This is a genomic window from Microcoleus sp. A2-C3, from assembly GCF_036706065.1.
GTDB lineage: Bacteria > Cyanobacteriota > Cyanobacteriia > Cyanobacteriales > Microcoleaceae > Microcoleus.
On the sequence record NZ_JAUBVX010000014.1, the window covers coordinates 20975 to 46039 of the forward strand.

At 46.6% G+C, this 25065-nt stretch carries 21 protein-coding genes; 7 read left to right on the forward strand and 14 right to left on the reverse strand.

The features are described 5' to 3' along the window. Positions 1 to 1821 carry a DUF389 domain-containing protein gene (locus QUB66_RS10240; protein ID WP_332969669.1) on the reverse strand — a complete coding sequence of 607 codons (1821 nt, stop codon included), beginning with the start codon at positions 1819 to 1821 and terminating at the stop codon, positions 1 to 3. 390 nt (positions 1822 to 2211) lie between these two features. Next, the gene (locus QUB66_RS10245; protein ID WP_332969670.1) at positions 2212 to 3678 is read right to left on the reverse strand and encodes a glycoside hydrolase family 13 protein; all 1467 of its coding nucleotides are present in this window, start codon (positions 3676 to 3678) and stop codon (positions 2212 to 2214) included. A gap of 62 nt (positions 3679 to 3740) precedes the next feature. On the opposite strand from QUB66_RS10245, the gene QUB66_RS10250 reads away from it, so the two are divergent. From QUB66_RS10250 to QUB66_RS10270, 5 genes are all read left to right on the forward strand, one after another. Beyond that, positions 3741 to 3878, forward strand: a complete 138-nt coding sequence (locus QUB66_RS10250; protein ID WP_332969671.1) for a hypothetical protein — start codon at positions 3741 to 3743, stop codon at positions 3876 to 3878. A 533-nt stretch (positions 3879 to 4411) separates the two neighbouring features. Beyond that, a complete protein-coding gene (locus QUB66_RS10255) occupies positions 4412 to 5701 on the forward strand; it encodes a glucose-1-phosphate adenylyltransferase (protein ID WP_332969673.1) in 1290 nt (429 codons plus the stop codon). Positions 5702 to 6502: 801 nt separating this feature from the next. Then, complete coding sequence (locus QUB66_RS10260) at positions 6503 to 6787, forward strand: hypothetical protein (RefSeq protein WP_265237723.1); 285 nt, start codon at positions 6503 to 6505, stop codon at positions 6785 to 6787. Beyond that, positions 6774 to 6926, forward strand: a complete 153-nt coding sequence (locus QUB66_RS10265; protein ID WP_265237724.1) for a hypothetical protein — start codon at positions 6774 to 6776, stop codon at positions 6924 to 6926. Before QUB66_RS10260 ends, QUB66_RS10265 begins: the two co-directional genes overlap by 14 nt. A gap of 109 nt (positions 6927 to 7035) precedes the next feature. Next, entirely contained in the window at positions 7036 to 8052 is a 1017-nt protein-coding gene (locus QUB66_RS10270; protein ID WP_265237725.1) for a J domain-containing protein, read from the forward strand. 162 nt (positions 8053 to 8214) lie between these two features. Here QUB66_RS10270 and QUB66_RS10275 read toward each other — a convergent pair whose 3' ends face one another. The 6 genes from QUB66_RS10275 to psb35 form a co-directional block, all read right to left on the reverse strand. Then, the gene (locus QUB66_RS10275; RefSeq protein WP_332969674.1) at positions 8215 to 8490 is read right to left on the reverse strand and encodes a DUF1816 domain-containing protein; all 276 of its coding nucleotides are present in this window, start codon (positions 8488 to 8490) and stop codon (positions 8215 to 8217) included. Positions 8491 to 8863: 373 nt separating this feature from the next. Further along, positions 8864 to 9151, reverse strand: a complete 288-nt coding sequence (locus QUB66_RS10280; protein WP_265237729.1) for a DUF1816 domain-containing protein — start codon at positions 9149 to 9151, stop codon at positions 8864 to 8866. Between the two features lie 236 nt (positions 9152 to 9387). Continuing rightward, positions 9388 to 10143, reverse strand: coding sequence for an LmeA family phospholipid-binding protein (locus tag QUB66_RS10285; protein ID WP_265237731.1), 756 nt, complete (start codon positions 10141 to 10143; stop codon positions 9388 to 9390). Between the two features lie 127 nt (positions 10144 to 10270). Next, complete coding sequence (locus QUB66_RS10290) at positions 10271 to 10864, reverse strand: pentapeptide repeat-containing protein (RefSeq protein ID WP_265237733.1); 594 nt, start codon at positions 10862 to 10864, stop codon at positions 10271 to 10273. 94 nt (positions 10865 to 10958) lie between these two features. Further along, complete coding sequence (locus QUB66_RS10295; protein WP_332969675.1) at positions 10959 to 12374, reverse strand: HD domain-containing phosphohydrolase; 1416 nt, start codon at positions 12372 to 12374, stop codon at positions 10959 to 10961. A 300-nt stretch (positions 12375 to 12674) separates the two neighbouring features. Continuing rightward, positions 12675 to 12869 carry a photosystem II assembly protein Psb35 gene (gene psb35 / locus QUB66_RS10300; protein ID WP_265237737.1) on the reverse strand — a complete coding sequence of 65 codons (195 nt, stop codon included), beginning with the start codon at positions 12867 to 12869 and terminating at the stop codon, positions 12675 to 12677. Positions 12870 to 13006: 137 nt separating this feature from the next. Here psb35 and QUB66_RS10305 point away from each other — a divergent pair, with 137 nt between their 5' ends. Further along, complete coding sequence (locus QUB66_RS10305) at positions 13007 to 16078, forward strand: glycerol-3-phosphate acyltransferase (protein ID WP_332969676.1); 3072 nt, start codon at positions 13007 to 13009, stop codon at positions 16076 to 16078. A gap of 157 nt (positions 16079 to 16235) precedes the next feature. Here the strand turns inward: QUB66_RS10305 and QUB66_RS10310 are convergent, their stop codons facing one another. The 5 genes from QUB66_RS10310 to QUB66_RS10330 form a co-directional block, all read right to left on the reverse strand. Next, complete coding sequence (locus tag QUB66_RS10310; protein WP_332969677.1) at positions 16236 to 17963, reverse strand: chemotaxis protein CheB; 1728 nt, start codon at positions 17961 to 17963, stop codon at positions 16236 to 16238. Positions 17964 to 18300: 337 nt separating this feature from the next. Next, complete coding sequence (locus QUB66_RS10315) at positions 18301 to 19521, reverse strand: ABC transporter permease (RefSeq protein WP_332969678.1); 1221 nt, start codon at positions 19519 to 19521, stop codon at positions 18301 to 18303. 125 nt (positions 19522 to 19646) lie between these two features. After that, the gene (locus tag QUB66_RS10320; RefSeq protein ID WP_332969679.1) at positions 19647 to 20864 is read right to left on the reverse strand and encodes an ABC transporter permease; all 1218 of its coding nucleotides are present in this window, start codon (positions 20862 to 20864) and stop codon (positions 19647 to 19649) included. Positions 20865 to 21155: 291 nt separating this feature from the next. Beyond that, positions 21156 to 23024 carry an efflux RND transporter periplasmic adaptor subunit gene (locus tag QUB66_RS10325; RefSeq protein ID WP_332969680.1) on the reverse strand — a complete coding sequence of 623 codons (1869 nt, stop codon included), beginning with the start codon at positions 23022 to 23024 and terminating at the stop codon, positions 21156 to 21158. A 249-nt stretch (positions 23025 to 23273) separates the two neighbouring features. Then, positions 23274 to 23414, reverse strand: a complete 141-nt coding sequence (locus QUB66_RS10330; protein ID WP_332969681.1) for a hypothetical protein — start codon at positions 23412 to 23414, stop codon at positions 23274 to 23276. A 49-nt stretch (positions 23415 to 23463) separates the two neighbouring features. Here QUB66_RS10330 and QUB66_RS10335 point away from each other — a divergent pair, with 49 nt between their 5' ends. After that, positions 23464 to 23874 carry a hypothetical protein gene (locus QUB66_RS10335; protein ID WP_332969682.1) on the forward strand — a complete coding sequence of 137 codons (411 nt, stop codon included), beginning with the start codon at positions 23464 to 23466 and terminating at the stop codon, positions 23872 to 23874. 122 nt (positions 23875 to 23996) lie between these two features. On the opposite strand, the gene QUB66_RS10340 is transcribed toward QUB66_RS10335, so the two are convergent. Beyond that, positions 23997 to 25007: an ABC transporter permease gene (locus tag QUB66_RS10340; RefSeq protein ID WP_332969683.1), complete on the reverse strand. Its 1011-nt coding sequence runs from the start codon at positions 25005 to 25007 to the stop codon at positions 23997 to 23999. Positions 25008 to 25065: the final 58 nt, after the last annotated feature.

Genomic DNA, 25065 nt, shown 5'->3' on the forward strand with positions numbered 1-25065 from the left:
TCAGCGTGTCACTTCTCCTTCAACTGCATCCTGCCCAACAGAAGGTGAGGAATTTTGGGGCGGTTTTTTAAGAACTGTTTTCAACTGGACAATTGGTTGAGTTGCATTTGCAGTTTTAGTAATATAGCGATCGGGCTTAATTTGCCATTTTGTTTGCAAATAATTGCGAACCGCCACCGATCGCCCTTGGGCCGGCGCTCCAGCTTCCGAGGGCGCTTGGCCGGAACTCATTTCAATCTGCAATTTAGGATTTTGCTGTACAGTCTTACCCAGTCGATCGAGCAATTGAACTTGATTTGCCGCAATTTGAGCTTGATTTAACGCAAAAGTAACCGTTCCAGCGATCGGCGCAATCCGATTGAAATTGACCTCCGCTGTAGGGTAATTTAATTGACTGCGGATATCCTCCACTAGCAGCGCTTGTCCGTCGCGATCGAGATCCCGCGGACTAAAGTAAGCAATCTGAATCCTTAACGGCGTCACGGGGCTCGTAATCGCCTGATAACTGATCAATTGAGCCGGGAGAGGCAAAATCAGAGAATTGAGGGCAGACTCCACAGCGGTCAAAAAACTCGATTGCAATTGGGCAACCGTCGGAGGAGGCTCCGGCTTGATTGTTTTTTCAGAAACCTTTGTTGCTAACAGCTCGCTAGAAGCTATAGGAATTTGAATCAGATTCAGAGAAATTGACTCCAACGGCCTCCCGAGCTTCGCTGACAGCAATTGCTTGTATTGCTCTCGTTCCGCTTCCGTGTAAACCTTGCTAGTAACCACCTGAAGTTGAGCAACCAATTTACGCTTTTGTTCTCGAAACGAAAGTTGACTGATGTACGATCGCGCTTTACCATCAGCAAAGTTACCAAAGTTTTTTTGCCAAATGTCTGTAGCGTTATTACGCAGTTGATTTTCTTGCTGCTTGCGAGAAATTTCTTCGCTAAGTTGATTGTAAGATTGATACAGAGGAATCGAAGTCAATGAAATAGTCATCAAAATCAGCAGCAGGCGACTTGGCAAACTACCGATGCGCTTCAATCGTTCCGACGCCGGAATTCGAGCGACCAACGACTGCATCCAAATGCTTTCTCCATTGCTTTCCCGCCACAAACGCACCCGCTCGCGCACGGGAAAGCTATCAATGTGCAGAACCAAAAACACCAGCATCGCCATAAACGTAATAGCGACTAAGTTGGTAAAAAACAGCAGCCCTCCCCCTCGCGCCACCGCCAACCCGCTTCCAGGACTCACACTCACCGCCGTTGCAATACCATAACCCACAACACAAAGCGGCGGCATCAGCGCCACTGCGATCGAAACCCCCGGAATAGACGTAACAACCCCCTTAGCCTCCTTGCAAATAGCCACCGCCCCCACAGCCCCAGAAAACAGCGCAATCACTAAATCCAGCAAATTTGGCTGAGTTCTCGCCAGAATTTCGTCGGTCATTTCCTGAAATGGCAAAATCAATACCAACACAACCGCAAAGGAAATAGCTAGCCCGCAGCTCAAAATTAAATTAACAAGAGCCCGTAGCGCCAAAATCGCATCCCCAGCAGCCAAAGCCAGCCCGTTTGCCAAAATACTCCCCATTAAAGGTGAAATCAGCATCGCGCCAATGATGACGGCCGGACTATTCAACACCAGTCCCAGGGTAGCAATCCCAGCAGAAAATAAAACTTGAATCCAATAGCTGGCATCTGTCAGCGTCACCGATTGAGCAATGTCCAAATAGACTTGTTCTTTGCGAAGGGTGCTCACCCCTAAATTCTGAGCAAACCAGCGTCTCAACCGAGAGAACTGCGCTAATATCTTTAGGCGCTGCATTACATATCCTGAGAAACAATAGATATTTTTCAATAACCTAGTTTACTGCATTGATGCCTGTCTTTGTGGTGGGAGCATCAACAAGAGGCAGTTTGTGTAGGTTGGGTTGAGAGGAACTGAGATATTGCACTATTTTCAATAAACTTATAAAAACCGGAAATAAGACCAAATATCTAAGTTTTTATCCTAAATGTTTAATCCTATTTCCAGTTTTTGTTTGTTGTGCAAGATGTCAGGAGGAACGAACCCTACGTTTCACTTTGCCCAACAATCTCATGAATCAGAAATCTTGCACCAATGTCAGAAACCGGGTTTTTTACTTCAATATTTCGTTTTCACTCACAGATTAGGTCAAAAACCCGGTTTCTTTGGTCTCAAATGTGTAAAGCACTAATTAGCTGAACCGATAATTAAACCCGATCGCGCCGGCAGACTCAATTCTAACTGCCGAGTTTCCCCTTCACCTTTCCAAACAAATTCGCCTTTACCGAACAGCAATTTATCGTGAGGAGATTTCAAACTGGGAGTCTCAAAACTCACCTTTACCTCTTGAGTTGCGACATTCACCGCCACAATTATTTCCTCATCCTCCAAAATTCGGGCAAAAACGTAAACCGTGCCTTCAGCAAACAGAATCTTGTAAGTCCCAGTGCGGAGGGCGGCGTATTTGTGGCGCAAAGCTATCAACTGCTTGTGATAGTCTAAAACATCAAGTTCCCAGTGAGCATTTAAGGGAAAACTGCGGCGAGAATCAGGATCTAGAGCACCGGGTAAACCAACTTCATCACCGTAATAAATGCTGGGAGCTCCGGGATAAGTTAACAGCAGCAAAGTCGCAATTTCTACACTAGCTCGATCGTCTCCAGAAATTGACAGCAACCTCGCAGTATCGTGACTGGCCAACAAATTTAGTTGAGTTAGCTGTATTTCCCAGGGATATAATTCCAAAACTTCCTGAATCTTCTCCCCGTACTGCTTGGCAAACAGCGCCGGATAGGGGTAATAAGAGCGACCTTCTAATTGGTTCATATCTACCCGATCGCCCGCTGCAAAAGCAATAGTCGGGGCCGCAAACAGATAATTCATCACTCCGTCAAATTGACTGCCGTCGAGCCATTCTCTGGCATCTTCCCAAACTTCGCCGACAATGTAAGCTTCAGGATTAACCGCTTTCACTCTGTCTCGAAATTCCTGCCAAAATCCCTCTGTTTTAATTTCAAAAGGAACATCCAGCCGCCAGCCGTCAACGCCGAATTTAATCCAATATTCGGCGATTTCCATGATATATTCTCGCACTTCAGGATTGTCGTGATTGAATACAGGTAGCGCTCGATTGCCGTCCCAACCGAGATAATTAGCTGGAAAATTGCCGTCGTAGGCGGATAGCGGCCAGCCTTCAATTTGAAACCAATCGAGCCAAGGAGAATGGGGCCCGTTTTCCAGGATGTCGTGAAAGAAGAAAAAGCCGCGGCTGGCATGGTTGAATACGCCGTCGAGGACGATTTTGATGTCGCGAGCGTGGGCGGCGTCTAGAAGCTCTTTAAATGCTGGATTCCCGCCCAACATTGGATCTACTTGATAGTAGTCGTGGGTGTGGTAGCGGTGATTGCTGGCTGACTGAAATATCGGGGTAAAGTAAATGGCATTAATGCCTAAATCTTGCAAGTAGTCTAGCTGTTCCATAACGCCCCACAAGTCGCCGCCCTTGTAGCCTTGCAGGGTGGGGGATTCGTGCCATTCTTCCCACATGAAGTTTTGCAGCAGGCGTTTGCGGGGCTGTTTGCTTTTTGCGAAGCGATCGGGGAATATTTGGTAGAATACGGCGTGTTTAACCCAGTCTGGCGTTTGGATTTGCATACAATTTTCCTGTCTTTTACGGCTTAGGCTACAGTATCAGAGGTTTCTAGCGGATCTAGCTTTTGGTAGAGAATAGACACGGCTTGTCAAGTTTGGTCGATCGACCGATCGCCAAATATCACACAAATTTGCAGTCTATCCAAAATTTAAAACAGATTCTACCCTATAACTCGATCGTCCCGACGGGCGGCGATTCCTGAGTGCTGTGGAGTTAGACTCGCCTGTGAGAAGAGGAACGCCAGCAAAAACAACGGGATCAAACTCAAGCATAACAAGAGCGCTCTTGACAAAGTGCGATCGGTCTACAACAAAAACAATAAGTGCGATCGAGCCTGAATGGAGTAATGGCGAGAAGCCCGAATTAACGAGATAAAACTTGTAATCTACAGCCAAAACCCCGAACCTTATTCTTTCGTTAAACTGCCCTTATTTACCGATGGGTATTTTAACCCAAAACTCCCAACTTGTGAAAATATCGATTATTGATTGATGAGTATTTTAACTCAAAACTTCAAACTCATAACACCAGTCCCGGACGCACGCCAACTTTCATAAACCGAGTTTTTTAACTCTTGTCGAGGGTTTGAACGAAGTATTTGGATTAAACAACCCGGTTTCTGCACCAGCGACTGAACTCATCACTCAAAACTTCCTCCTTCCCCCCCCTTGTCAAGATGCCCTCACCATCGGACACTGGACTTGAAGAGTTCATAGATCCTAGGGAGAAAGTTCCTTGAAAAGAGTCTTAGCCATCATCCTCGGTGGCGGTGTCGGCACCCGCCTTTACCCCCTAACCAAACTGCGAGCCAAACCCGCAGTTCCCCTCGCAGGCAAATATCGCCTCATCGATATTCCTGTCAGCAATTGCATCAACTCCGAAATAGTCAAAATCTACGTCCTCACCCAGTTCAACTCGGCATCCCTCAACCGCCACATCTCTCGCACCTACCAGTTTTCGGGCTTCACCGAGGGATTTGTCGAGGTGCTCGCCGCCCAGCAAACTCAGGAAAACCCCAACTGGTTTCAAGGGACAGCCGACGCAGTTCGCCAATATCTCTCGCTGCTAGAACAGTGGGACGTTGACGAATACTTGATTCTCTCAGGCGACCACCTCTACCGCATGGACTACCAGAAGTTTGTGGAGAGACACCGCGAAACCAAAGCCGATATCACCCTCTCGGTTTTGCCAATGGACGAGAAGCGGGCCTCGGATTTTGGTTTGACAAAAATCGACGACAACGGCCGCATTACTTCTTTCAGCGAAAAGCCAAAAGGTGATGCGCTCAAACAAATGCAGGTGGATACGACTAAACTGGGACTGACACCGCAGCAGGCTCAGGAAAGTCCTTACATTGCTTCGATGGGGATTTACGTCTTCAAAAAAGAAGTTTTGATTAAACTCCTGAAAGAATCTCCCAACCAAACGGATTTTGGTAAAGAGATTATTCCGAATTCTGCAAAAGACCACAACGTTCAAGCTTATTTGTTTGACGATTACTGGGAAGATATCGGAACCATTGAGGCTTTTTATGATGCTAACTTGGCGCTGACAAAACAGCCTCAGCCGCCTTTCAGTTTCTACGATGAAAATGCGCCGATTTACACTCGCCCGCGTTTCTTGCCGCCGACTAAGCTTTTAGATACTCATGTGACGGAATCGATTATTGCTGAAGGCTGCATTCTCAAACAGTGCCGGATCGACCATTCTGTGTTGGGAGTTCGATCGCGCATTGAAGCTGGATGTACGATTCAAGATACCCTGGTTATGGGTGCTGACTTCTACGAACCAGACGCTGAACGGCATTCGAGTTTAGACAATGGCGGAGTTCCCCTCGGTATCGGCCCAGATACTACAATTCGCCGCGCGATTGTGGATAAAAATGCCCGCATCGGCCGCAATGTTCAAATCATTAATAAAGACCGAGTGGAAGAAGCTAACCGCGAAAACCAAGGTTTTTATATCCGCAGCGGCATTGTCGTAGTCCTGAAAAATGCCACGATTCCTGATGGAACTATCATTTAGTTATTAGTCATTCGTCATTAGTTGTCAGTCATTAGTTTTTTAAGTTAAAATCTGTTACCTGCTTTTCAAGTGACTGATGATAAATAACTAAATTAGTGGCAGATTACCGATGACTGATGACTGATGACTGATGACTGATGACGCAATTATTTTTTGAGTTCATTAAGCTGTCGCGCATTTGAATGGTATATTTGGAACGGCGTCGGAGCAACGTACCACAAGAGTTTTATTAATTTTTCACACACAATTTAAATGTAGAACAGCTTATTAATGGCAACTGCTGGTGCAAGGCTGTCGAAATACTTGGCTTTATTCAAACTCAGGCGCATTAATAAGGGACAGTCTCTGTTACGGTCTGCGGTGATACAGATATGTTCGATCGCCTGCGTCGGGCCGATAGCTTCTGATTATTGTATTTGCGATCGTAGCACGACTGACAAATGCGCTGCCCGTTTCTGAGTACAACACAACTCTCGGAATTTTCTTTCCAATCGTCGCAGCAGCCGCAAGGCCAACTTAGCAAATAATTCATGGTAGCTGCACTCTCGTAACGTTAATAACTTATTGAGCTACCATCCTATCTTAATTTTTCTAAAAGTGTGTGTTCTAGTTAACAAAAAGCAGAGAGATTATGTTATATTTTTGTGACATAAATCTATGCAGAGGCTTTCAAAATAAATAGTATAGCACCAGTCTGGGGAGGAAAAGATATCTCGAAGGGTTGTTGAATTACTGCGCACTTTAGGGTATAATTGAGTCAAAATTTAGGTAGCAGATTGGACTGGAGTTGCTGATGAGAACGTGCTAGGATTTGCATTGGGTGAAAAGCTAGAGAAGAAAAGTTCGATCGCACCGCGCACCCCAAAAAAAGATCGATCGCCAGGGCCAGTCAACCCAACGGGCGATCGCACAACCGCAGCAGCTTTCTCCGGCCCGCCTCAACTCTCATCTAATCTCGCAGCCACACCAAAATCGCGAAGACGCACAACTCGTCAAAATCTCCAACAGCAGCGGGGTGCGGAAATTGCGATGTCCCGCAAAGCAACAACCGAACTCGATCGAGTCCAAACCTTTGATAACCTATAATTTGAAGAAGGAAGAAGGAAGAAGGAAGAGGGAAGAGGGAAGAAGGAAGAGGTGCAACGCGAGAACGTCCTTACTGTCGGGTGCGGTTGCTATAATTCGCCATCCTGCTAATTTGGGATTTATTCTTTCTAACAACTAACAACTAACAACTAACAACTAACAACTAACAACTAACAACTAGCAACTAACAACTAACAACTAACAACTAACAACTAACAACTAATAACTAATAAAGAGAGGATTACTTAATGGCTGCAACAGATTTTAAAGACTATTACGCTATTTTGGGACTCAACAAAACCACCAGCGCTGATGAAATTAAAAAAACTTTCCGCAAACTAGCCCGCAAATATCACCCGGATATGAATCCAGGGAACAAAGAAGCCGAAGCTCGTTTTAAAGAAGTAAACGAAGCTTACGAAGTGCTTTCCGACCCAGAAAAACGCCAAAAATACGACCAATACGGTCAATACTGGAAGCAAGCGGCTGCAACTCCCAGCGGATGGCCAGGAGGGGGCGCCACGAATGTAGACTTTGGTGGTGTTGACTTCAGCCAGTACGGTAGTTTTGACGAATTTATCAATGCCTTGCTGGGGCGCGCGGCCAGTGGTGCGGGTGGTAGTAGTAGCCGTAGCAGCAAGTGGAATTATAGCAACCAGCGCACCAGCGCCGGCGGGCCGACCGGTTTTGGCGGATTTGAAGATTTTGCGGGGTACGAAAACCGCAGCGCAGGGGGCACTCGCGACACTGAGGTGACGATTTCCCTGACTCTGGGGGAAGCATTTCGGGGAACTTCCAAGCGAGTCGCCACGGGCGAAGTTTCGATTCCTGCGGGAGTGAAAACTGGCAGCAAAATTCGGGTAAAAGGCAAAGGTCAAGTTGACCCGTACACGAAGCAGCAGGGAGATTTGTACTTAAAGTTAGAAGTTTTACCCCACGCTTTCTTCCAGTTTGAGGGAGAAAATTTGGTCTGCGAAGTGCCGATAACTCCCGATGAAGCGGTGTTGGGAGCTTCGATTGAAGTGCCGGCGCCTGAAGGTATGATAACTGTAAAATTTCCAGCCGGGATGCGATCGGGTCAGTCTTTGCGGTTGCGCGGGAAAGGATGGCCGAAACCGAAGAAGGATGAACGGACTGATTTGTTGGTCAAAATTGCGATCGTCCCGCCGAAAGAACTCACCGCTGAGGAACGAGAGTTTTACGAGAAAATCAAAGCCAATCGTACTTTTAATCCTCGCAGTAATCTCAACCAAATGCTCCCTTGAAAAAACTTGCATTTACCGGGCGCAAATAATACCAGTTCTTAAAAATTTTAAAGGGACACAACCATGCTGTGTCCCTCCTGTATGAAAGCGCGATCTCATTTGAAAAAAAACCTGTTAACAAGTCAAATTTTATTCGCCCGTAATTGGCAGTTTCCCAACTTCTCAAGACTCTTCGCTAGCTCTTAGCTGAGTAGGTTGGCTACCTTGTTTGATGTTGATGCTAATTTTTTTAGCTCCTTTGTTCTCCAGGTCTCGGATGTAGCCGTTCGACCTGTTAGAAGCTTCCTGTCTGCTGTCATAGGGGCCAAAGTAATGGGTACGCTTTGGCGAATCTGTATCAACTTCTACCCACCATTCGCTAGGTCGAGTGCTGCTAGCAGGTTGAGTTAGCACCCAAAAGGCAGTGAAAAACATACCGAACATAGAGAGCTCAAACATATTTACCTCTGGGAAGATTTAAGTAGTTTTTACTGTTCTATCTCAATTTATCAACGCAACGGGATCGATCGGATCGTACTCTGTGCTGATTTAGCCCTGGTAATTTTTGACAGTTAATTCTGCTTACAATCAGCATTTTGGTGGAGAAGAAGCCGACTTTTAAACCACCACTACAAATACAAAGTCCGCACGGTAAGGACTAGGACAAGATGATGCTTAATATTATTGTTGAGGCTTCAGTTAATGAAAAACTAACACAGAACTTACGCACTCTTGACGCTCAGAAACCAGGTTGTTTAACCGATACCCCTCGCGATAGACGGAGTATTTTCGTCAAAAAACGCGGTTTCTGTGGTCAGGAATATCAAAATTCTTAAGCAGCGACACCTTCTGAGAATTCATCACAAATGGTGAGCTCGGAAGGCTGACACCGTTTGATGCGGATGCTAACCCTTTTGGCTCCTTCGCTTTCCAAGTCTTCGATGTAGCCCGGAGTATTGCTGGAAGCTTCTTTCTCGGTGTCGAAGGGGCCAAAATAGTAGGTACAGTGGGGCAAATCGGTGACAATTTCTACCCACCATTTCTCAGACCCGCTGTGGCTGGGTCTAGCAAGCACGGACAAAACTGCTACGTAGATACAAAACAAATAAAATCCGAGCATCTTTATTCTTGAGGGGTGATTTAATCGATCGTTTAAATGTATCAAAATAATTTGCCAGATCGAATCAACCTCAGTGCTGATTTTGAGTCGATCGACGTTAGATGTTAGATTTTAGATCTGAAATTTTTCCTCCAATCTAAAATCCAAAGCAAAACCCGCATCCGCGGGTTGTTTGCTAACTAAAAAATTTTCTCTTTCCCAACTAGATTGTTGGGCAAAGCTGAGCAGGCTGAGGCTTAACGCTTGCCTTTGGGGAACTGTTCGATGCCAGCCCAACCGTAAAAAACTAGCTCGTCGTTTTGAACTCGGCAGCGGTCTACTCGCAGTTGAGTGCCTTCTAAGGCAAATTTGTCTAAGTCTAGCAGGTTATTTACGTGGGCAATTATAGCTTGACCCAAGTCTACTGCTTGCTGGTCGCCTCCGTATGTAACGCTGACAAATTGGATTTTGCGTCGGTCTTCTACTTGCAATTGAGCTGTAATATCTATGTTGACGGGTTCGCTGGCATCGCCTACGGCAATTTCAGACTGAAGCCGAATTGATTTGTCTGTTCCGAAGCTGACTTCTGTGTTTTGAAAGTGCAGAGATTGCTCTTGGTATTTCAGCTTCTGGAGTTTTTCAACTACAAAAGGTGTGTTGAATGAGGTGGTTAAATCCGATCGACTTAAAACTACTCGCATATTTGCCTGGGTAGGCTGCCGCAATTTCACGCTTCCTGCAAAAATCGCCCCAAAATCAATGGAGAGTGCTTGCAGGTAGAGTTCCATCACTTCTATGCGAAGGCCGTTGTACATCAACATACCTTTGCCAATGAAGTCGAAACCGTCGATGCTTCCCTGCAAGAGTTTGGCTACTGGTTCGACTCGGATGTTGGCTTCGGCCTTTTCCGAACTTTTGAATAAGGCCGCGATCGCAGCTCCTGCTACTTTGCTGACAAGGCGATCGCCATTTTGACCTTGAAAGGATGTACCGCTAAACAAAGCTGCTACCATTTATGCGTTTGCTGATCTACAGTCGCCATTATAACCTCCCATTAAGAAATGTTAAAATAGCTTGTGCTTATTCACTTTATAAGGTGATGTTATTTTGGGTATGCCTAGAAAGGAATATTTTTGAAATTTAAGGGTTCAGGGGAGTGCCTTGGAGACAGGCGCGATCGAGCAACGCTCCATCCCAAAGGGTTTGTTCGATCGCAGCACAGAGCAAATTAGCCCCCGTTAGGTTAGCGCCGCGCAGTACGGCTCCATTCAAGATGGCTTCTTCCAAGTCAGCGCCGGACAAATCAGCACCGGACAAATTAGCATGGCTCAAATCGGCGGATTGCAAAATTGCCCTAGCCAAAGCTGCGCCCCGCAAATCTGCCCCGCGCAAATCGACACCGCTCAAATCCAAATTGCCGATCGAAGCGCCTGTCAAAAAAGCACCGCCAAAACTTGCCTCGCGCACTAAAGCATTAGCAAAAGAAGCTCCGCGCAAATCGGCATTCCGAAAATCTGCGCCCCGCAAATCTGCACCACTCAAGTCAGCGCCGCGGAGGTTTGCTCGCAGTACCGCCCGCTGCAAGTTAGCGCCCGCGAGATTAGCTCCTGCTAAGTTGGCTTGAGACAAGTCGGCGCCGGCGAGATTGGCTCCCGCTAAGTCTGTGCCGGCTAAATCTCTGCCGGCCAACATGAGAATTTTGCCTTTGCGTATGGCTTCGAGGTCGTTAGTCATTAGTCAGTTGTCAGTTGTGGGTTGTCAGTTGTTGGTTAACAGTCAACAGTCAACAGTCAACAGTCAACAGTCAACAGTCAACAGTCCAGTGATACTATAATGCCGGGACGGCGGCGGTCGTTCGATCGCCCGATTCTTCCAACCAGACATTCGGCAATTGGCTGGGGCGGCTCGGTAACTCCATCAAACCCATTTCTGTGAGTCTGACGACGTTACTGAGAGTTTCCACCAAAGCCGGATCGAAACGAGTACCAGACTGTTCGCGGCACTGTTCCAAAGCTGCGCTCAAACTTAAAGCCTGACGATCGCCCCGCGGTTGAGTCAGTTCTTGATAATAAGCTACCAATCCCAAAATCCGCGATGCTATAGGTATTTCTTCGCCTCGCAAACCTTCGGGTCTGCCGCTGCCGTCCCATTTTTCGAGTTCGTGCTTGACAATTTCGGCTACTGGTGCTATCTCCGGCATTGCTTGCAAAAGTTGGCAACCGATGAAACTGCGATCGCGCCAAAATGATAGAGTTGATTGGTCGAATTGATCGGGAGTGCGATCGAATACTTCATTTGGGGCCGAAACCAAGCCGACTCGAAACAGCAATCCGGCCAACCGTAGACGACGCAACTGCAAAGCCGGTAAATCCAGCAATTGCCCCAAAGTTTCTGACAGCGCCGCTACCTGCAAAGAAGCTGCGGGATTTGAACTATCGCGTTCGTCCACGCGCTGGGCCATCCGCAGAAAAGCTTGCAGTTTGTTGGCGTTCAAATTGCGGCTGACGCGCAAAGCTTGACCTTCCAATTCCCACAAATCGCGGGTTTGGCGGTTAATTGCTACCATTTGCTGCTGAGAACTTTGTAGGTAAGTGACAATCCGCGATACTACGCCGCTAATGTCTGCTAAGGGCGGGCCTTTGGTGGCGAGAATTTCATGGTGAATTTCTAGCAAACTGTCGGCTAGGGAAGAATTATAATGTCGTGTTTGTTCTATAAAAATTTCTGCAGACGCCGACACTAAAGACTGGTCAAACGACCACAAACCGTAGAATTTTCGCTCTGTATCAACTTCTGGCTTGCCCTCTGGCAAATATTCCTCGTCTGAAAGTTCGCGACAAAGCACCATTGCTTTATAAGTCGGGGCGAGGATGATTAAATTCCATTCTTGGATGATGGGATCGATCTCATCGAGTTCTATTAAAGATACATTTTCTAATTGACCGGTTTTGTGGGTAGCGAAGCCGCTGTCGGCTACTGCACCGATGACGACGCGCCGCGAGGCATTAGCAATATCCAGGTAGCGATCGGCTTCTTGCAAATACCATTTTCCCTGCTGAAATGTCACCAATACCAGTGGTTTGAGTGCGAGATCGTCCTCCCCCCCGCTGGTTTGCAAGATGTGGTCTTCTAGGGCGTGACACAGGGCTACTAGGGTGTTTTTGAAGTAAACCCCGTAGCTAGAAGGCAGTTTTCCGTCGGGAAGTGTAGCTTGTAGTCTGGCGAGAGTTGATTCTGGATTCATTGCAAAAGGCGGTGCCGGCTCTTATTTATTGTAGCGGGCGATCGAGCTTTTTTGGCATTTTTTCTCATTCCCAGGCTACAAGCTGGCGCGTATCTAATTTTAACAATCCTGTTTTTCTAAACTTTTGTAGGTGGGATTTTAGCAGCGCCCGAAAAGTCAAACTGAAACTGGCAACTTCAGAAACCCGGTTTCTTGCGTGATTGTTCGTTACCAAACACAAAACTCGTAGAAACCGGGTTTCTAGCTACATATCGGTCAGCAATGAAACTGTCGCTATGTATTGTCTAAAAAAACTTTGTTTTACTTACCTTTGGAATCAGAAACATCAGCAATCAAATCGTCTTTGTCAACTTTCGGTACAAAATCAGGCCGTTCTTTGGATTCCCAGCCGGGGGGACGCTTGGAGTTGTACCACGCAATGGAGCCGATACTAACCGCAGCTACAAATCCAACACCAAGAACTGAGATGGGAATAATTAAGTTGGGTTCTGCCATTAGGTTTAAATCCTTATTTACTCTACTTCTTTAATCATTTTATGTGGTTTGAGCGATCGCGCAATATATCGGAAGGCTGAAAAAGTGAGTGAATTGTGGCCATAATACTTAGATATGGGAATTTTGGGGCTAATTTTATGTCGCTGTTGACAATGGCATTGCTGTTAGCTGCCAGTTTTGCCCTCGGTGCTTTGCCGCTTACTAGCTGGGCGGTGCGACTGTTGGGCGGCGGTGATTTGAGGCGGTTGGGTACGGGGAATGTTGGTGTTTCGGCTGCTTTCATTCACGGCGGGAAATTGGCGGGGATTGCTGCGGTGTTGGCGGAAGTTGGCAGGGGTATTTTACCGGTTTTGGCGGGCCGATTTTACTTCCCGGATGCACCGCAAATTGCGATCGCCCTGTTGATTCCTCTAGTCGCTGCTAGATATGCGATCGCCGGAGGTGGAGGTGTCACTAATGCAGTTTGGGGTCTTTTAGTATTTTCGCCGCCGGTGGCTGTCTCGTCGGGCATCTGGGGGCTGCTGGTGTGGGCTTTGGCACGGCGGTGGTGGCAAAATGGCGATCGGGCGAGACTATTTGCTTCCCGCTGCGGCTGTCTGTGCACTCCTCTCTGGGTTTGGGTGTGGCGTCAATCAATGCCCGAATTTTTAGCAGCAGCCGGATTGGGAGTTTTATTAGCAGCGATTAATATCCGTCAGGGTGATGATATGGCTTTATCTAAATCGGAACAATTGTTTTCTCTCGATGACTCATTGGATGCTACAATCTGTGGCGATAAGGCTGCTAAGTTGTCTCAACTAAAACGCGCTGGTTTTAATGTTCCTTCGGGCTGGATTTTGCCATATTTGAAGGAAGAAGGAAGAAGGAAGAAGGAAGAAGGAAGAGGGAAGAAGGAAGAAGGAAGAGGGAAGAAGGAAGAAGGAAGAGGGAAGAAGGAAGAGGGAAGAGGGAATGAGGAAAATGCCGATCGCCCTTCAATCAGTAATTCTGTCATTCAAAACCTCAAAGCTAAAATCCCCAACCGCATAATTGTGCGATCTTCTGCTGCGGGAGAAGATGGCGATTTTAGTTCCGCCGCCGGACAATATCAAACCATCGGGCCTGTTTTGACTGAAGCAGAATTGCTCAACGGCATTAATTGCTGCCGCCAGTCTTATTGGACTTCCGAAGCTGTGGCTTACCGCCGCCAGCGACAACTCCCCGACACTCAAATGGCTGTCTTGATTCAGCCTTACATTGAAAGCCAAATTGCCGGAGTTATGTTCAGCCGCAATCCTTTAGATGGCGGTTCTCAAATCATTATTGAAGCTTTGCCGGCAGGTGCTGCATCTGTTGTCGGCGGGCAACTTACTCCGGTTCATTTGGAAGTGGATTTTAGTCAACCTGAAACTTTAGATCAAAATTTAAGCGCCCTAGAATTTAGTTCAATTATTGATAAAAAAAATATCGCAGAATTAGTCAAACAAGCGCAAGCCATCGAAGCCTTTTTTCATGGCATCCCGCAGGATATTGAGTGGAGTTGGGATGGGGAAAAAGTTTGGATTTTGCAAAGCCGCCCGATTACTAATTTGCAGCCGTTTTGGACGCGGACTATTGCGGCAGAAGTGATTCCCGGTGCAATTCGCCCGCTAACTTGGTCGATTAATCGGCCGCTGACTTGCGGGGTTTGGGGAGAAATATTTAAGGTTGTTTTAGGGGAAAGAGCTGCCAATCTAAATTTTAATGAAACAGCAACTTTGCTTGGTTCCCACGCCTATTTTAACGCGACTTTGTTGGGCGAAATTTTTCGGATGATGGGATTGCCGGAGCAGGGTTTGGAATTTTTGCTCAGAGGGCAGAAGATGGGTAAGCCGCCTTTGGGGAAGATTTTGCCCAATTTGCCCGGTTTGTGGCGTTTGTTGCAGCGGGAGCGGGCGCTAAATGCAGATTTTGAGGGCGATCGCACTTCTGTTTTTATCCCCGCACTCCAAAGTCTGGAGAAGTCAGTTGATAGTAGGCAGTTGGCAGTTGATAATAGTAACAATGCCCAATGCCCAATTCCCGATTCCCAATGCCCAATGCCCAATGCCCAATGCCCAATGCCCAATTATCAGTATTTGTCGGAATTGTTGGCCAGAGCTGAGCAAATTCAGGAGTGGCTGAAGCCGATTACTTACTACAATATCTTAGGGCCGATCGGGCTGGCAATTCGTAAAGCAATTTTTCAGGTTGACGATGAATGGCTTGACAATAATACTGCTCCTGAAATCGCTTCGGTGCGAGCTTTACAGCAGTTGGCTGAAAAGTTGCGAACAACTGCTATTTTGCAATTGGGCGAAACTGTTTCAACCCCACAGTTAGCACAATTTTTTGCTGAAACTCCGGCTTTACAAGCAGACTTTGAACAGTGGCTTAATACTTACGGATATTTGAGCGAAGTGGGAACGGATATTGCTGTTCCTACTTGGCGGGAACAGCCGGAATTTTACCGAAAGTTGCTGTTAACTCTGGCTCAAAAACCTGCTGTTGCTAATTTGGCAGCAACGGGTAAGTTAAGCTTGACTTTTGCTCAAAAATGGCGCTTAAATAAATGTCAGGAGCGAGCTATAGTTAAAAGCCAAATTAGCGAAGTTTACGCTCGTTTGTTGGCTCACCTACGCTGGACTTTTCTGGAGATTGAAGCTTGCGGGTTGGAAATGCAGGTATTTGAGGAACCTGGGGATATTTTTTATCTGGAATTTGGGGAGATTCAGCAGTGGATTCGCAGTGCTGCAAATGTTTGTTTTCAAGATACGATTAGCCAAAGGCGCGATCGCCTGTTAGCCGATCGCGATCGCCCGATTCCGCCTGTAGTCTACGGCAATTTGCTGCCAAATTCTTCCAAAAGGGCGATCGACCTCGCAACATCAACAACCGCTATCGTGCAGGGAATCCCCGCAAGTATCGGCTGCGTCGAAGGTTTTGTCAAGATTTGCCGGAGTGTCACCACAGATTTAGGCGAAAGTGCGATCGTTGTCGTACCCTACACCGATGCAGGTTGGGCACCGCTATTATTAGGAGCAACAGCAATTATCGCCGAAGTTGGCGGCCAACTCTCTCACGGAGCAATTATCGCTCGCGAATACAAAATTCCCGCAGTCATGAATGTTGCTGAAGCTACAACGCGCTTTCGAGACGGTCAAAAAGTACGGGTAGACGGATATCTCGGCACTGTAGAATTGCTCGAATAGTAAGTCTTGGACGCAAAGCGTGGCTTGACGCGCTACTTGTAGCGGTAAGGTGTGCAATGCTTTTTTCTTTTATTTGCAAAATTAGAGATGCACCCACTTAGAAAATAGAAAATAACAAGTTTTCCATTTTCCATTTCCCGATCGACTCACCACTGTCCTAAACTAAGAAATTCTGGACAACATAATTCCCCACATTTCTACCGGAACTCAAACCGTCCATGTTAGAACTCATGAAATGAATCCCTGCGTAAAGGCGGCTCATCCCCGATTCCTCGGCCGCTTGGCTGAAGTTTTCAAAGGTTCGCAAACTGTTGATAGATTTGTCTCCCCGATCGGCAAACCCAAAATCCGAACCAAATACAGAGCTCATAACCGCATCGGCTGCACCGCTAAAGGTACTGTGTCCTGACGTATACTCCGGGAAGGGCGGAGTTGGCAGCAGCGGCGTCCACAGGGGGTCGGCTGTCGTGTTGGGATTGTTGTCTCTGTCAGCTTGCTGAATAGCTGTCATCGGCCGCCAGAAGTTGTAATCATACTTGCCATCCCAGCAGCTAATAGCTGCATCTGCCGAAGCAATATTTAGCAGGGCGAACAAGCGGGCGCTATCTTCCAAAGATGTGCTGGCGAGGGCCGATGATTCTTGGGCGATTTGGTTCCAGTGGCCCGGGGGAGTAAACGTCCCTGCGCCGTTGGCCCAGAATTTGGCGATCGCTGTTTGGTCTGGTGTTCGCGTCAGACTGTCAACTTTGCCGAATTCTTTAACGAAGTTGACCTCCTCTGCATACTTGGCGCTGTCGAGGGCGGGGGGACCGGGCGGGCGGAACTGGGAACCGCTAGTCATGGCAAAGGGAGTCACATTCGGCCACTGGGGCAGCAACGCCGCTGCAAAGGCTGGGGGAGTCGGTATCCAACTGCCGGGGTCTGTTTTGCCCTGGTACGTGACTGTTTTGTCCGCGCCGTCTGTACTGCGCCAACTGATAATTTGGTCGGCAACTTGTTGTCCGAGGGCGATGCCGTCTGTTTTGGCTTTGCCGTCGGGAATTGTTGCTAAAGATGATTGCAATGCTGCGTCGAATTTACCTGCTTGTGCTGGGTAAAGGTTGACTAAGGCGCGGTGGGCTGCTGCTGCTGTGGCAGCTTCTTCTGATGTGCCTGCTGGTGCATCTATGCTGACGCGGTAAGGGCTGTATTTTTTGCTAATCGAGTTTACCGAGTCGTAAATGGCTGCGTGCATGATTGCCATGTTGCGGGCGGCTGCCGGAGGCGCGGTATTATTTGTCTGCACTGCTTCTAGAATTATTGCGTTCCACTCTCTGACGGGATTTGCCGATAGTTGAGTTGTGAAGTTGTCGCGGTTGACACTGCTGCTGTTAACTCCTGGCAATACTGCTAAATATTCCCCCGTGAGTTTATCTTGAATTACCGTGCTGTTGCTGTTGGCGTCTGTGCCTTGCTGGATGTTTAAGTCGTTAAATGTCAGGCCGTCTAGCAATTGAATTTTATCGTTGCCGCTGCCGAAGTCGGTGATGTAGTCGGCTGTTGCTACCGTTGGGCCACCGTTCAATTTCGCGATCGCAAAAATGTCATCGCCCGGGCCGCCGGCCATTGTATCGCTACCCGCGCCGCCGACAATTGTATCGTTGCCAGAGTCGCCCGAAATTAGGTCGTTGCCTTTGCCACCCCAGATGATATCCTCGTCTGCGCCGCCGACAATTGTATCGTTGCCTTGGTCGCCGCAGATTTTGTCTTTACCTCGATCGCCTTCAAGAAAGTCATCTCCGCCCTTGGCATAAATTATGTCGTTGCCATCCAAGCCGCTAATTGTGTCTGCTGCTGAAGTTCCTTCGAGAAAGTCGAATTTAGGACTACTGGTAATAGAAGCCATTGGTATTTATGTGATATTTTTCATTAAATTATAGCAAAGAATCATAGCATTGATAAGTGCTCATGTCTGTTTGCTTCTCATTTATATTATTAGACTTTCCGCTTACTACGTAAATACCCGGACTACAACTTTATTGAATCTTTAATATTTCACTCATTTTTATAAAGTTTCCGGATTTATTTGTAATTTCTCATACATGAATTTTGCTCACTATGTACAATCCCACTGGTTTTATTAATATTTAAAGATATATATATCGCGGTTAGAATCAAACTGTAACATTAGGTATTTACTGATCTCGGTATTTACTTAAGTATATTATATGTGTGATTATTAGTTAAGCACTTCTTAATGCTGCGATCGGGTCGAGTTTGGAGGCTTGACGCGCGGGGACAACGCCGAAGAAGAGGCCCACTGTGCCGGACACGCTGACAGCAAGGGCGATCGCCATAGGGGAAATACCAGCTTGCAAGGGCGTAAAATTACCTACGAGCAAAATACCGCCGACACCTACGCAAGTACCTACTATCCCTCCAGCAGCCGATAAAATTATAGCTTCGACGATAAATTGAAACAATATATCTTGTTGGGAAGCCCCGATCGCCTTTCTCAGCCCGATTTCTTGAGTCCGCTCGCTCACAGACACTAGCATAATGTTCATAATTCCAATCCCGCCAACCAACAAAGAAATGCTAGCAACAGCAGTTAACAGCAGTGTCAGGGCCCCGGAAATCGAGTCCAATGTCGCCATTAAATCTTTCTGATTTCTGACCGTAAAGTCATCTTCTGTGCTAATTTTGTGCCGCAGTCTGAGCAAGTTTTCTACCTGAAATTGAGCCGCGTCCATTTTCGACTCATCTTGAATAGAAATAAACAGCGAAGTGACAGCTAAACCGTAGGGAGACTTGCGCCCGACAATGCGGTTGGCCATTGTGGCGATCGGCACAACAGCCGAGTTATCATAATTCGTACCAAAAGATGTGCCTTTGGGCGCTAATACTCCAATTACTTTCATACTGACATTTTTGACTCGCACTTGTTCGCCGAGGGGGTTAGCATTGTCAAACAGTTTCTCGGCCAATTCTGAACCTAGCACTACAACTTGATTGTTTTGCTTAACATCGAGTTGAGTCAAAAATCGCCCTTTAGCCATTTCAAAATTTCTGACGGTGAGAAATTCTGGAATCGTACCAAAAATTAGAGACGAAACATTTTTGTTACCGTAGCGAACAATCTCTGAACTGTTGAGTTCTGCAGAGACACCTTGGACGGAAGGGACTTGAGAGGCGATCGCCTGACCATCCTCTACTATCAATGTTTGAGGCGCACTTGCGATCGAACTTCGCCTAGCATTGGGTACTCCTGGCCTCACGATCAATACATTTGTGCCCAGGGATTGAACTTGTCCGCTGACAAATTTTTGTGCTCCCTGTCCAATACCAATCATCGCAATTACCGAAGCGTTTCCGATAATCATGCCAATCATCGTTAAACTGCTGCGAGTTTTGTTTGCTAGCAGTGTTTGACCAGCCATTTTAACACTTTCAATAAAATTCATAAATTGGTTATTGGTTATTGGTTATGAGTTATTTTTATAACAGTCAACAGTCAACAGTCAACAGTCAACAGTCAACCGTCAACCGTCAACAGTCAACAGTCAACCGTCAACCGTCAACAAACTAATTAAGCACTTCTAAGTGCGACAATCGGGTCTAATTTAGCAGCTTGTTTTGCTGGTACAATGCCGAAAAATAAGCCAATGCTGCCAGAAACGCCAACCGCAAGGGCGATCGCCACTGGAGACACGCTAGCTTGCAAAGGAGTAAAAGCAGACACTAAAAGCACACCGCCGATACCGAATCCAGTACCGATCGCACCACCAGCAGCAGACAAAATCACAGCCTCAATTATAAACTGAATCAAGATATCCTGCCCCGAAGCACCGATCGCCTTTCTCAGCCCAATTTCCTTAGTACGTTCCGTCACAGAAACCAGCATAATATTCATAATCCCAATGCCGCCCACAAACAGCGAAATCGCCGCCACAAAAGCCAGCATCAGAGTCAAAGCACCAGTTATACTCCCCAAAGTATTCATTAAATCCTTCTGATTTCGGACAGTAAAATCATCTTCCTTAGTAATATTGTGGCGCAATCTGAGCAAATTTTCAATCTGAAATTGCGCCGCCCGCATCAACTTTTCATCTTTCACAGACACAGAAATAAATGTTACCTTAGTACCGTAGGGAGACGAGCGGCCTACAATCCGATTAGCCATCGTTGTCAGCGGTAAATAAACATTCATATCTTGATTGTCGCCAAAAGTCGAACCCTTTGACTGCATCACTCCAATCACCTGAAAAGTCGAATTTTTGATGCGAACATATTGACCGATAGGCTGTGTATTGCCAAACAATTGTTCCGCAGCTTCGGATCCCAAAGTAACTACATTTTCCTGTCTTTCTAAATCTAATTTGTTTAAAAATCGACCTTGACCAACATCAAAGCTTCTGACTGTCAGAAATTCGGGAGTAGTTCCCACAATGGAAGATGAAACGTTTTTATTGCGGTAAGTAACAAGTTGACTGTCGTTGAGAGTTGGTGCAACTTCTTGGACAGAAGCAACTTGAGAGGCGATCGCCTCTGCATCTTCCAACACCAAAGTCTGAGGCGGAATCACCGGGCGGCTTTGGGCTTCAGGACTTCCGGGAATGATAAACAGCAAATTTGACCCCAGAGAGTTAACTTGTCCCGCAATAAACGTCTGAGCACCTTCACCGATACCAATCATCGAAATTACAGAAGCATTACCGATGATAATTCCTAACATGGTCAAGCTACTGCGTAACTTATTTGCTGTCAAAGTTGTGACAGCCATTTTGACACTTTCAAAAATATCCATAGGTCGATTTTATTAGTTTGTAGGGTGCGCAATGCGCACCAGTTAAGTTTGTCGGGTAAGCAATAAGCATGGGTTGACTAAATTTCAGAAAATCAGGACTTACCACCTAATCATTTTGCGTGCGCAATGCCAGAGAAAGTCAATGTCTTAAATCTGAGGCATATAAGACGCCTTAAACCGCTATTTCACGTTCGGATTAGTCATGCTTAAAGCAAGGAAAATTGTCTGGAATAAGCTTAGTCAACCGGTGCGCAGTGCACACCCTACAAATTAATGACTAATGACTAATGACTATTTCTGATTCTTAATAATATCCTCCAACTTTTTACCAGCAGGAAGTTCAGTAAAAACCCGATCGCCCGCCTTAGCACCTTCCAAAATCTGAATCTTGTTACCAATAGTCGAACCCACAGTCACAGGCTGAAACTTCGGCTGCTGCTTCTCATCTGGCACTAGCACACCTGTTTGACCTTTATTCGTCACAATTGCCACCGTCGGGACAACCAAAGCATTACTGAGCTTTTCACCGACAAATCTCAAATCAACATTCATTCCCGACTGCAAAAAATCCTTGCCAGAGTCAATGGCCACGCGCACTTGAAACAAAGTCACATCCCGTTCCTTAACAGCTTCCGGTGCAATCAATTTAACGCGACCTTTAAACACTTTATCGGGATAAGCATCAGCCACGATTTCAACTATTTGACCCGGTTTAATTTGACTGATATCTGCTTCCGGCACTTTCGCCAAAACTTCCACATCTCTAGCCAAAGCGACAATCGATGTCGAAGTTGCCGAAGTCGCTTCCGATGCCGAAGTTGCCGGAGTTACAAAAGCTCCTTCAATCGCGTATCTTTGGGTAATAACTCCCGCAAAAGGAGCGCGAACTTTTGTATCTCCTAATTGTACTTCTTGAAAGCGGACTTGAGCCTGAGCTTCGGCTAAATCAGCTTTCGCGGAAGCTATTTCTTCCGGGCGAGCGCCGTTTTCTTGGACAGCTAATTGGCTTTTTGCTTCAGCAACTGCTGCTTCGGCTTTAGCAATTTCTTCGGGACGGTTGCCGTTTTCAAATTGTGCTAATTTGCTTTTAGCTTCGGCAACTTCTGCCTCAGCTTTGGTAATTCCTTCTGATCGCGTACCGTTTTGTAACTGCTTGAATGCTTGCTGTTCGACATCCACAGCAGCTTGCAGTTGCTTGATTTGCGATTTCCGGCTTTCTTGCAGTTGTTGCAGGCGTTTTTGGGATTCTGTTAATTTAGCTTGAGCAGTGCGATTTTCTTTGATCAATTCATCGAGTTTATCTTGAGCAAGGGCACCTTCTTGTACTAACGAGCGGTTACGTTCCACCCGCTTAGCTGTTAGTTCAGCTTGGGCTTTGCTCGATTCAATTTGCGTTTGTGCTTGGGCAATTTCTTGTTTAACACTGCCGGTTTGAGCGTCTGCTAAACGAGCTTGAGCTTGGGCTAAACGAGCTCGCCCTTGGTTTACTTCTTCTACACGACTGCCGGCCCGCAGTTGCTGCAAGTTAGCTTGAGTTTGCTGCAAGCGGGCTCTGGCTCCTGCAACTTCTTCTACGCGACTGCCGGCTTGGAGTTGAGCGAGAGAGGCTTCGGCTTGCTCTAAGCGCGCTCTGGCGCTGGCGATGTCTTCCGATCGATTTCCGGCTTCGATTTTGGCAAGTTTGGCTCGCACGCTGGCCTCGCGGGCTTTAGCTTGAGCCAGTTGAGCTTCTACATCGCGGCTTTCCATGCGGGCCACGATTTGTCCTGCTTCAACTTTATCGCCCTGTTCGACAAATAATTCTGCGATGCGCCCTGAGCCTTTGGGGCTGAGATTCACGCGCTGTACCGGCTGCACCGTACCGCTAGATGTGATTCGCACTGTGAGGTTTTGGGCTTCTACCGGCACTGTCATCGCGGCGATCGCATCTACTTTCGGTTGCGATCGACTTTTTGCTATATATATGGTAGTCGGTACAGCTAGCAACCCGGCGGCGGCTAAACCAATAGCCCACCGCGACATCTTCCGCGCCGGTTTCTTCGGAGACTGCTTTTGGGCGGTTTTATTATCTGCAATTTTAGTCTCTGGGGCCTTGGTGTCTGCTGTCTGAGTATCTTCCACCTTAACCTGAGCAGTTTCTTTTTTGGGGCTAACGATCATACCGACTTACCTAATTTAAATCTCAGGATTAACTTAAAAGTAAAATTTTTTTTGATGCTTGGCATCGTCTTTGAGACTCATCCGATCGGGTGATTTAAAAAAAGTTCCCCAACCTGCACCTATCAACAATTATAGCTAATCTTTGCCAATTATTAAATAATGTTAAGTTTTTTCAGCCTAAAGTGGTGGGCCCAAACTTTGATCGCGCGAAACTCACTCTCAGCAGAGGCTTACCTGGGGCGGCGACACCTACTCAACTAGGTTGTGAGTTGTTTGGGCGATCGCACTTTGGGCATAAAACCACACAATATTAAGACGCTGACTCTCATAAACCCGGTTTGGCGATCGCAAGGTGGTCAAATCCTGAATATCGATCGGCTCTGTGCCCACAACAGGTTAAAATATTTTGCAAATCCGTTAAAAATGGAAAAGCCCAAAAATGAATCGTCCTCAAAGCGTTACAGTTCTGGCAATCTTACAGTTAATTAGTGGCATCTTCAGTCTCCTTGACGGCTTGTTCATCTTACTTTTTGCAGGCGTTTTGGGCGGTCTCGGCGCGGTGGGATTCGGTGCCAAAGTTGGCACTGTCATCGGCGGGTTCATTGCAATTTTTTCGGCGATCGCGATAATTATCGGAATTATTTCCTTAATCTTAACATGGGGTTTGTTTCAACTAAAAAAATGGGCTTGGACTGGAACATTAATGATCCATGTAATCGCCGTCGTCACGCAAATTGCCAAAATGTTTGGTAGCGCAGGTGCAGCAGTCAATTTTCTATCTCTTGGTTTTGCGATCGCTAGCATTTACTACCTGCTACAGCCGGATGTTAAACAAGCATTTTCTGTTTAATTTATACCTACTCTTTCAGTCCGCGCAGGCGGACTTTGTTTGTGTAGATGCGATTTCAATCGCCGAATCCGATCTTTGTTTGTGTAGATGCGATTTTAATCGCCGAATCTGATCTACTTTAATTAACGGTACTGAATCCTCGGATCAAAAAAAGCATAGGAAATATCAACCGCCAGATTAATTAGTACAAAAGTCACAGCCACAAAAATTACTCCACCTTGAACAATTGGGTAATCCCGCGCCAGAATACCGCTGTAAATCCAGGAACCAATTCCCGGCCACGAGAAAATCGTTTCTGTCAGAATCGCGCCGCTTAAAAGCGTGCCAAACTGTAAACCAATAGTTGTGACGATCGGCAAAAACGCATTTTTTAAAGCGTGTCTCAAAATCACCCAAAATTCCGGCAAACCCTTAGCCCGCGCCGTGCGGATATAATCTTGCTGCATCACTTCCAGCATAGCAGCACGGGTGATGCGAGCGATAATCGCCAGAGGGATTGTTCCTAAAGTCAAGGCTGGGAGGATGAGATGGGCGATCGCATCCCGGAAAGCCACCAAATCCCACCTCAGCAAAGAATCCAAAACATAAACACCAGTAATCGACTTAAAACTAAACCCCAAATCTACACTAATTCTGCCGCTGGGAGGTAGCCATTTTAGATAAACAGCAAACAAATAAATCAACATCAAACCCAACCAATACACCGGCAAAGATACGCCTATTAAGGAACCGCTCATGGTTAGATTATCGAGCCAGCTATTTTTCCGAACAGCAGCCAAAATTCCCGCCGGAATTCCGATAAAAACTGCCACCAATATCGCCGCCACCGAAAGTTCTAAAGTAGCCGGCCAGCGAATTTTAATTTCATCAACTATCGGAATTCCGCTAATAATGCTATTTCCCAAGTCAAAGCGGAGCAAACTCCCTAAAAAAGCCAAATATTGCAAAGGTAAAGGCTGATTTAAACCCAACCTAGCTCTCAAAATTTCTACTTGTTCGGGAGTTCCCCGTTCTCCCAAAAGTACAGTCGCCGGGTCTCCCGGTATCAAATGCAAAAAAGCAAATACCAGCAGCGTGATTCCGAACAAAACTGGCAATATTCCCAGCAAACGTTTAAGAATATATTTAGCCATTTTTATAAGTAGTAATTCGCAACTGATGATATCGTATTTTGTCGCATTTTCATCTCCA

Coding starts and splice junctions, on each gene's coding strand:
- QUB66_RS10325 (WP_332969680.1), bottom strand. CDS start 23,024: ATGATCGTTAGCCCCAAAAAAGAAACTGCTCAGGTTAAGGTGGAAGAT.
- QUB66_RS10290 (WP_265237733.1), bottom strand. CDS start 10,864: ATGACTAACGACCTCGAAGCCATACGCAAAGGCAAAATTCTCATGTTG.
- QUB66_RS10240 (WP_332969669.1), bottom strand. CDS start 1,821: ATGCAGCGCCTAAAGATATTAGCGCAGTTCTCTCGGTTGAGACGCTGG.
- psb35 (WP_265237737.1), bottom strand. CDS start 12,869: ATGGCAGAACCCAACTTAATTATTCCCATCTCAGTTCTTGGTGTTGGA.
- QUB66_RS10270 (WP_265237725.1), top strand. CDS start 7,036: ATGGCTGCAACAGATTTTAAAGACTATTACGCTATTTTGGGACTCAAC.
- QUB66_RS10305 (WP_332969676.1), top strand. CDS start 13,007: ATGTCGCTGTTGACAATGGCATTGCTGTTAGCTGCCAGTTTTGCCCTC.
- QUB66_RS10340 (WP_332969683.1), bottom strand. CDS start 25,007: ATGGCTAAATATATTCTTAAACGTTTGCTGGGAATATTGCCAGTTTTG.
- QUB66_RS10245 (WP_332969670.1), bottom strand. CDS start 3,678: ATGCAAATCCAAACGCCAGACTGGGTTAAACACGCCGTATTCTACCAA.
- QUB66_RS10275 (WP_332969674.1), bottom strand. CDS start 8,490: ATGTTTGAGCTCTCTATGTTCGGTATGTTTTTCACTGCCTTTTGGGTG.
- QUB66_RS10320 (WP_332969679.1), bottom strand. CDS start 20,864: ATGGATATTTTTGAAAGTGTCAAAATGGCTGTCACAACTTTGACAGCA.
- QUB66_RS10280 (WP_265237729.1), bottom strand. CDS start 9,151: ATGCTCGGATTTTATTTGTTTTGTATCTACGTAGCAGTTTTGTCCGTG.
- QUB66_RS10315 (WP_332969678.1), bottom strand. CDS start 19,521: ATGAATTTTATTGAAAGTGTTAAAATGGCTGGTCAAACACTGCTAGCA.
- QUB66_RS10295 (WP_332969675.1), bottom strand. CDS start 12,374: ATGAATCCAGAATCAACTCTCGCCAGACTACAAGCTACACTTCCCGAC.
- QUB66_RS10310 (WP_332969677.1), bottom strand. CDS start 17,963: ATGGCTTCTATTACCAGTAGTCCTAAATTCGACTTTCTCGAAGGAACT.
- QUB66_RS10335 (WP_332969682.1), top strand. CDS start 23,464: ATGAATCGTCCTCAAAGCGTTACAGTTCTGGCAATCTTACAGTTAATT.
- QUB66_RS10285 (WP_265237731.1), bottom strand. CDS start 10,143: ATGGTAGCAGCTTTGTTTAGCGGTACATCCTTTCAAGGTCAAAATGGC.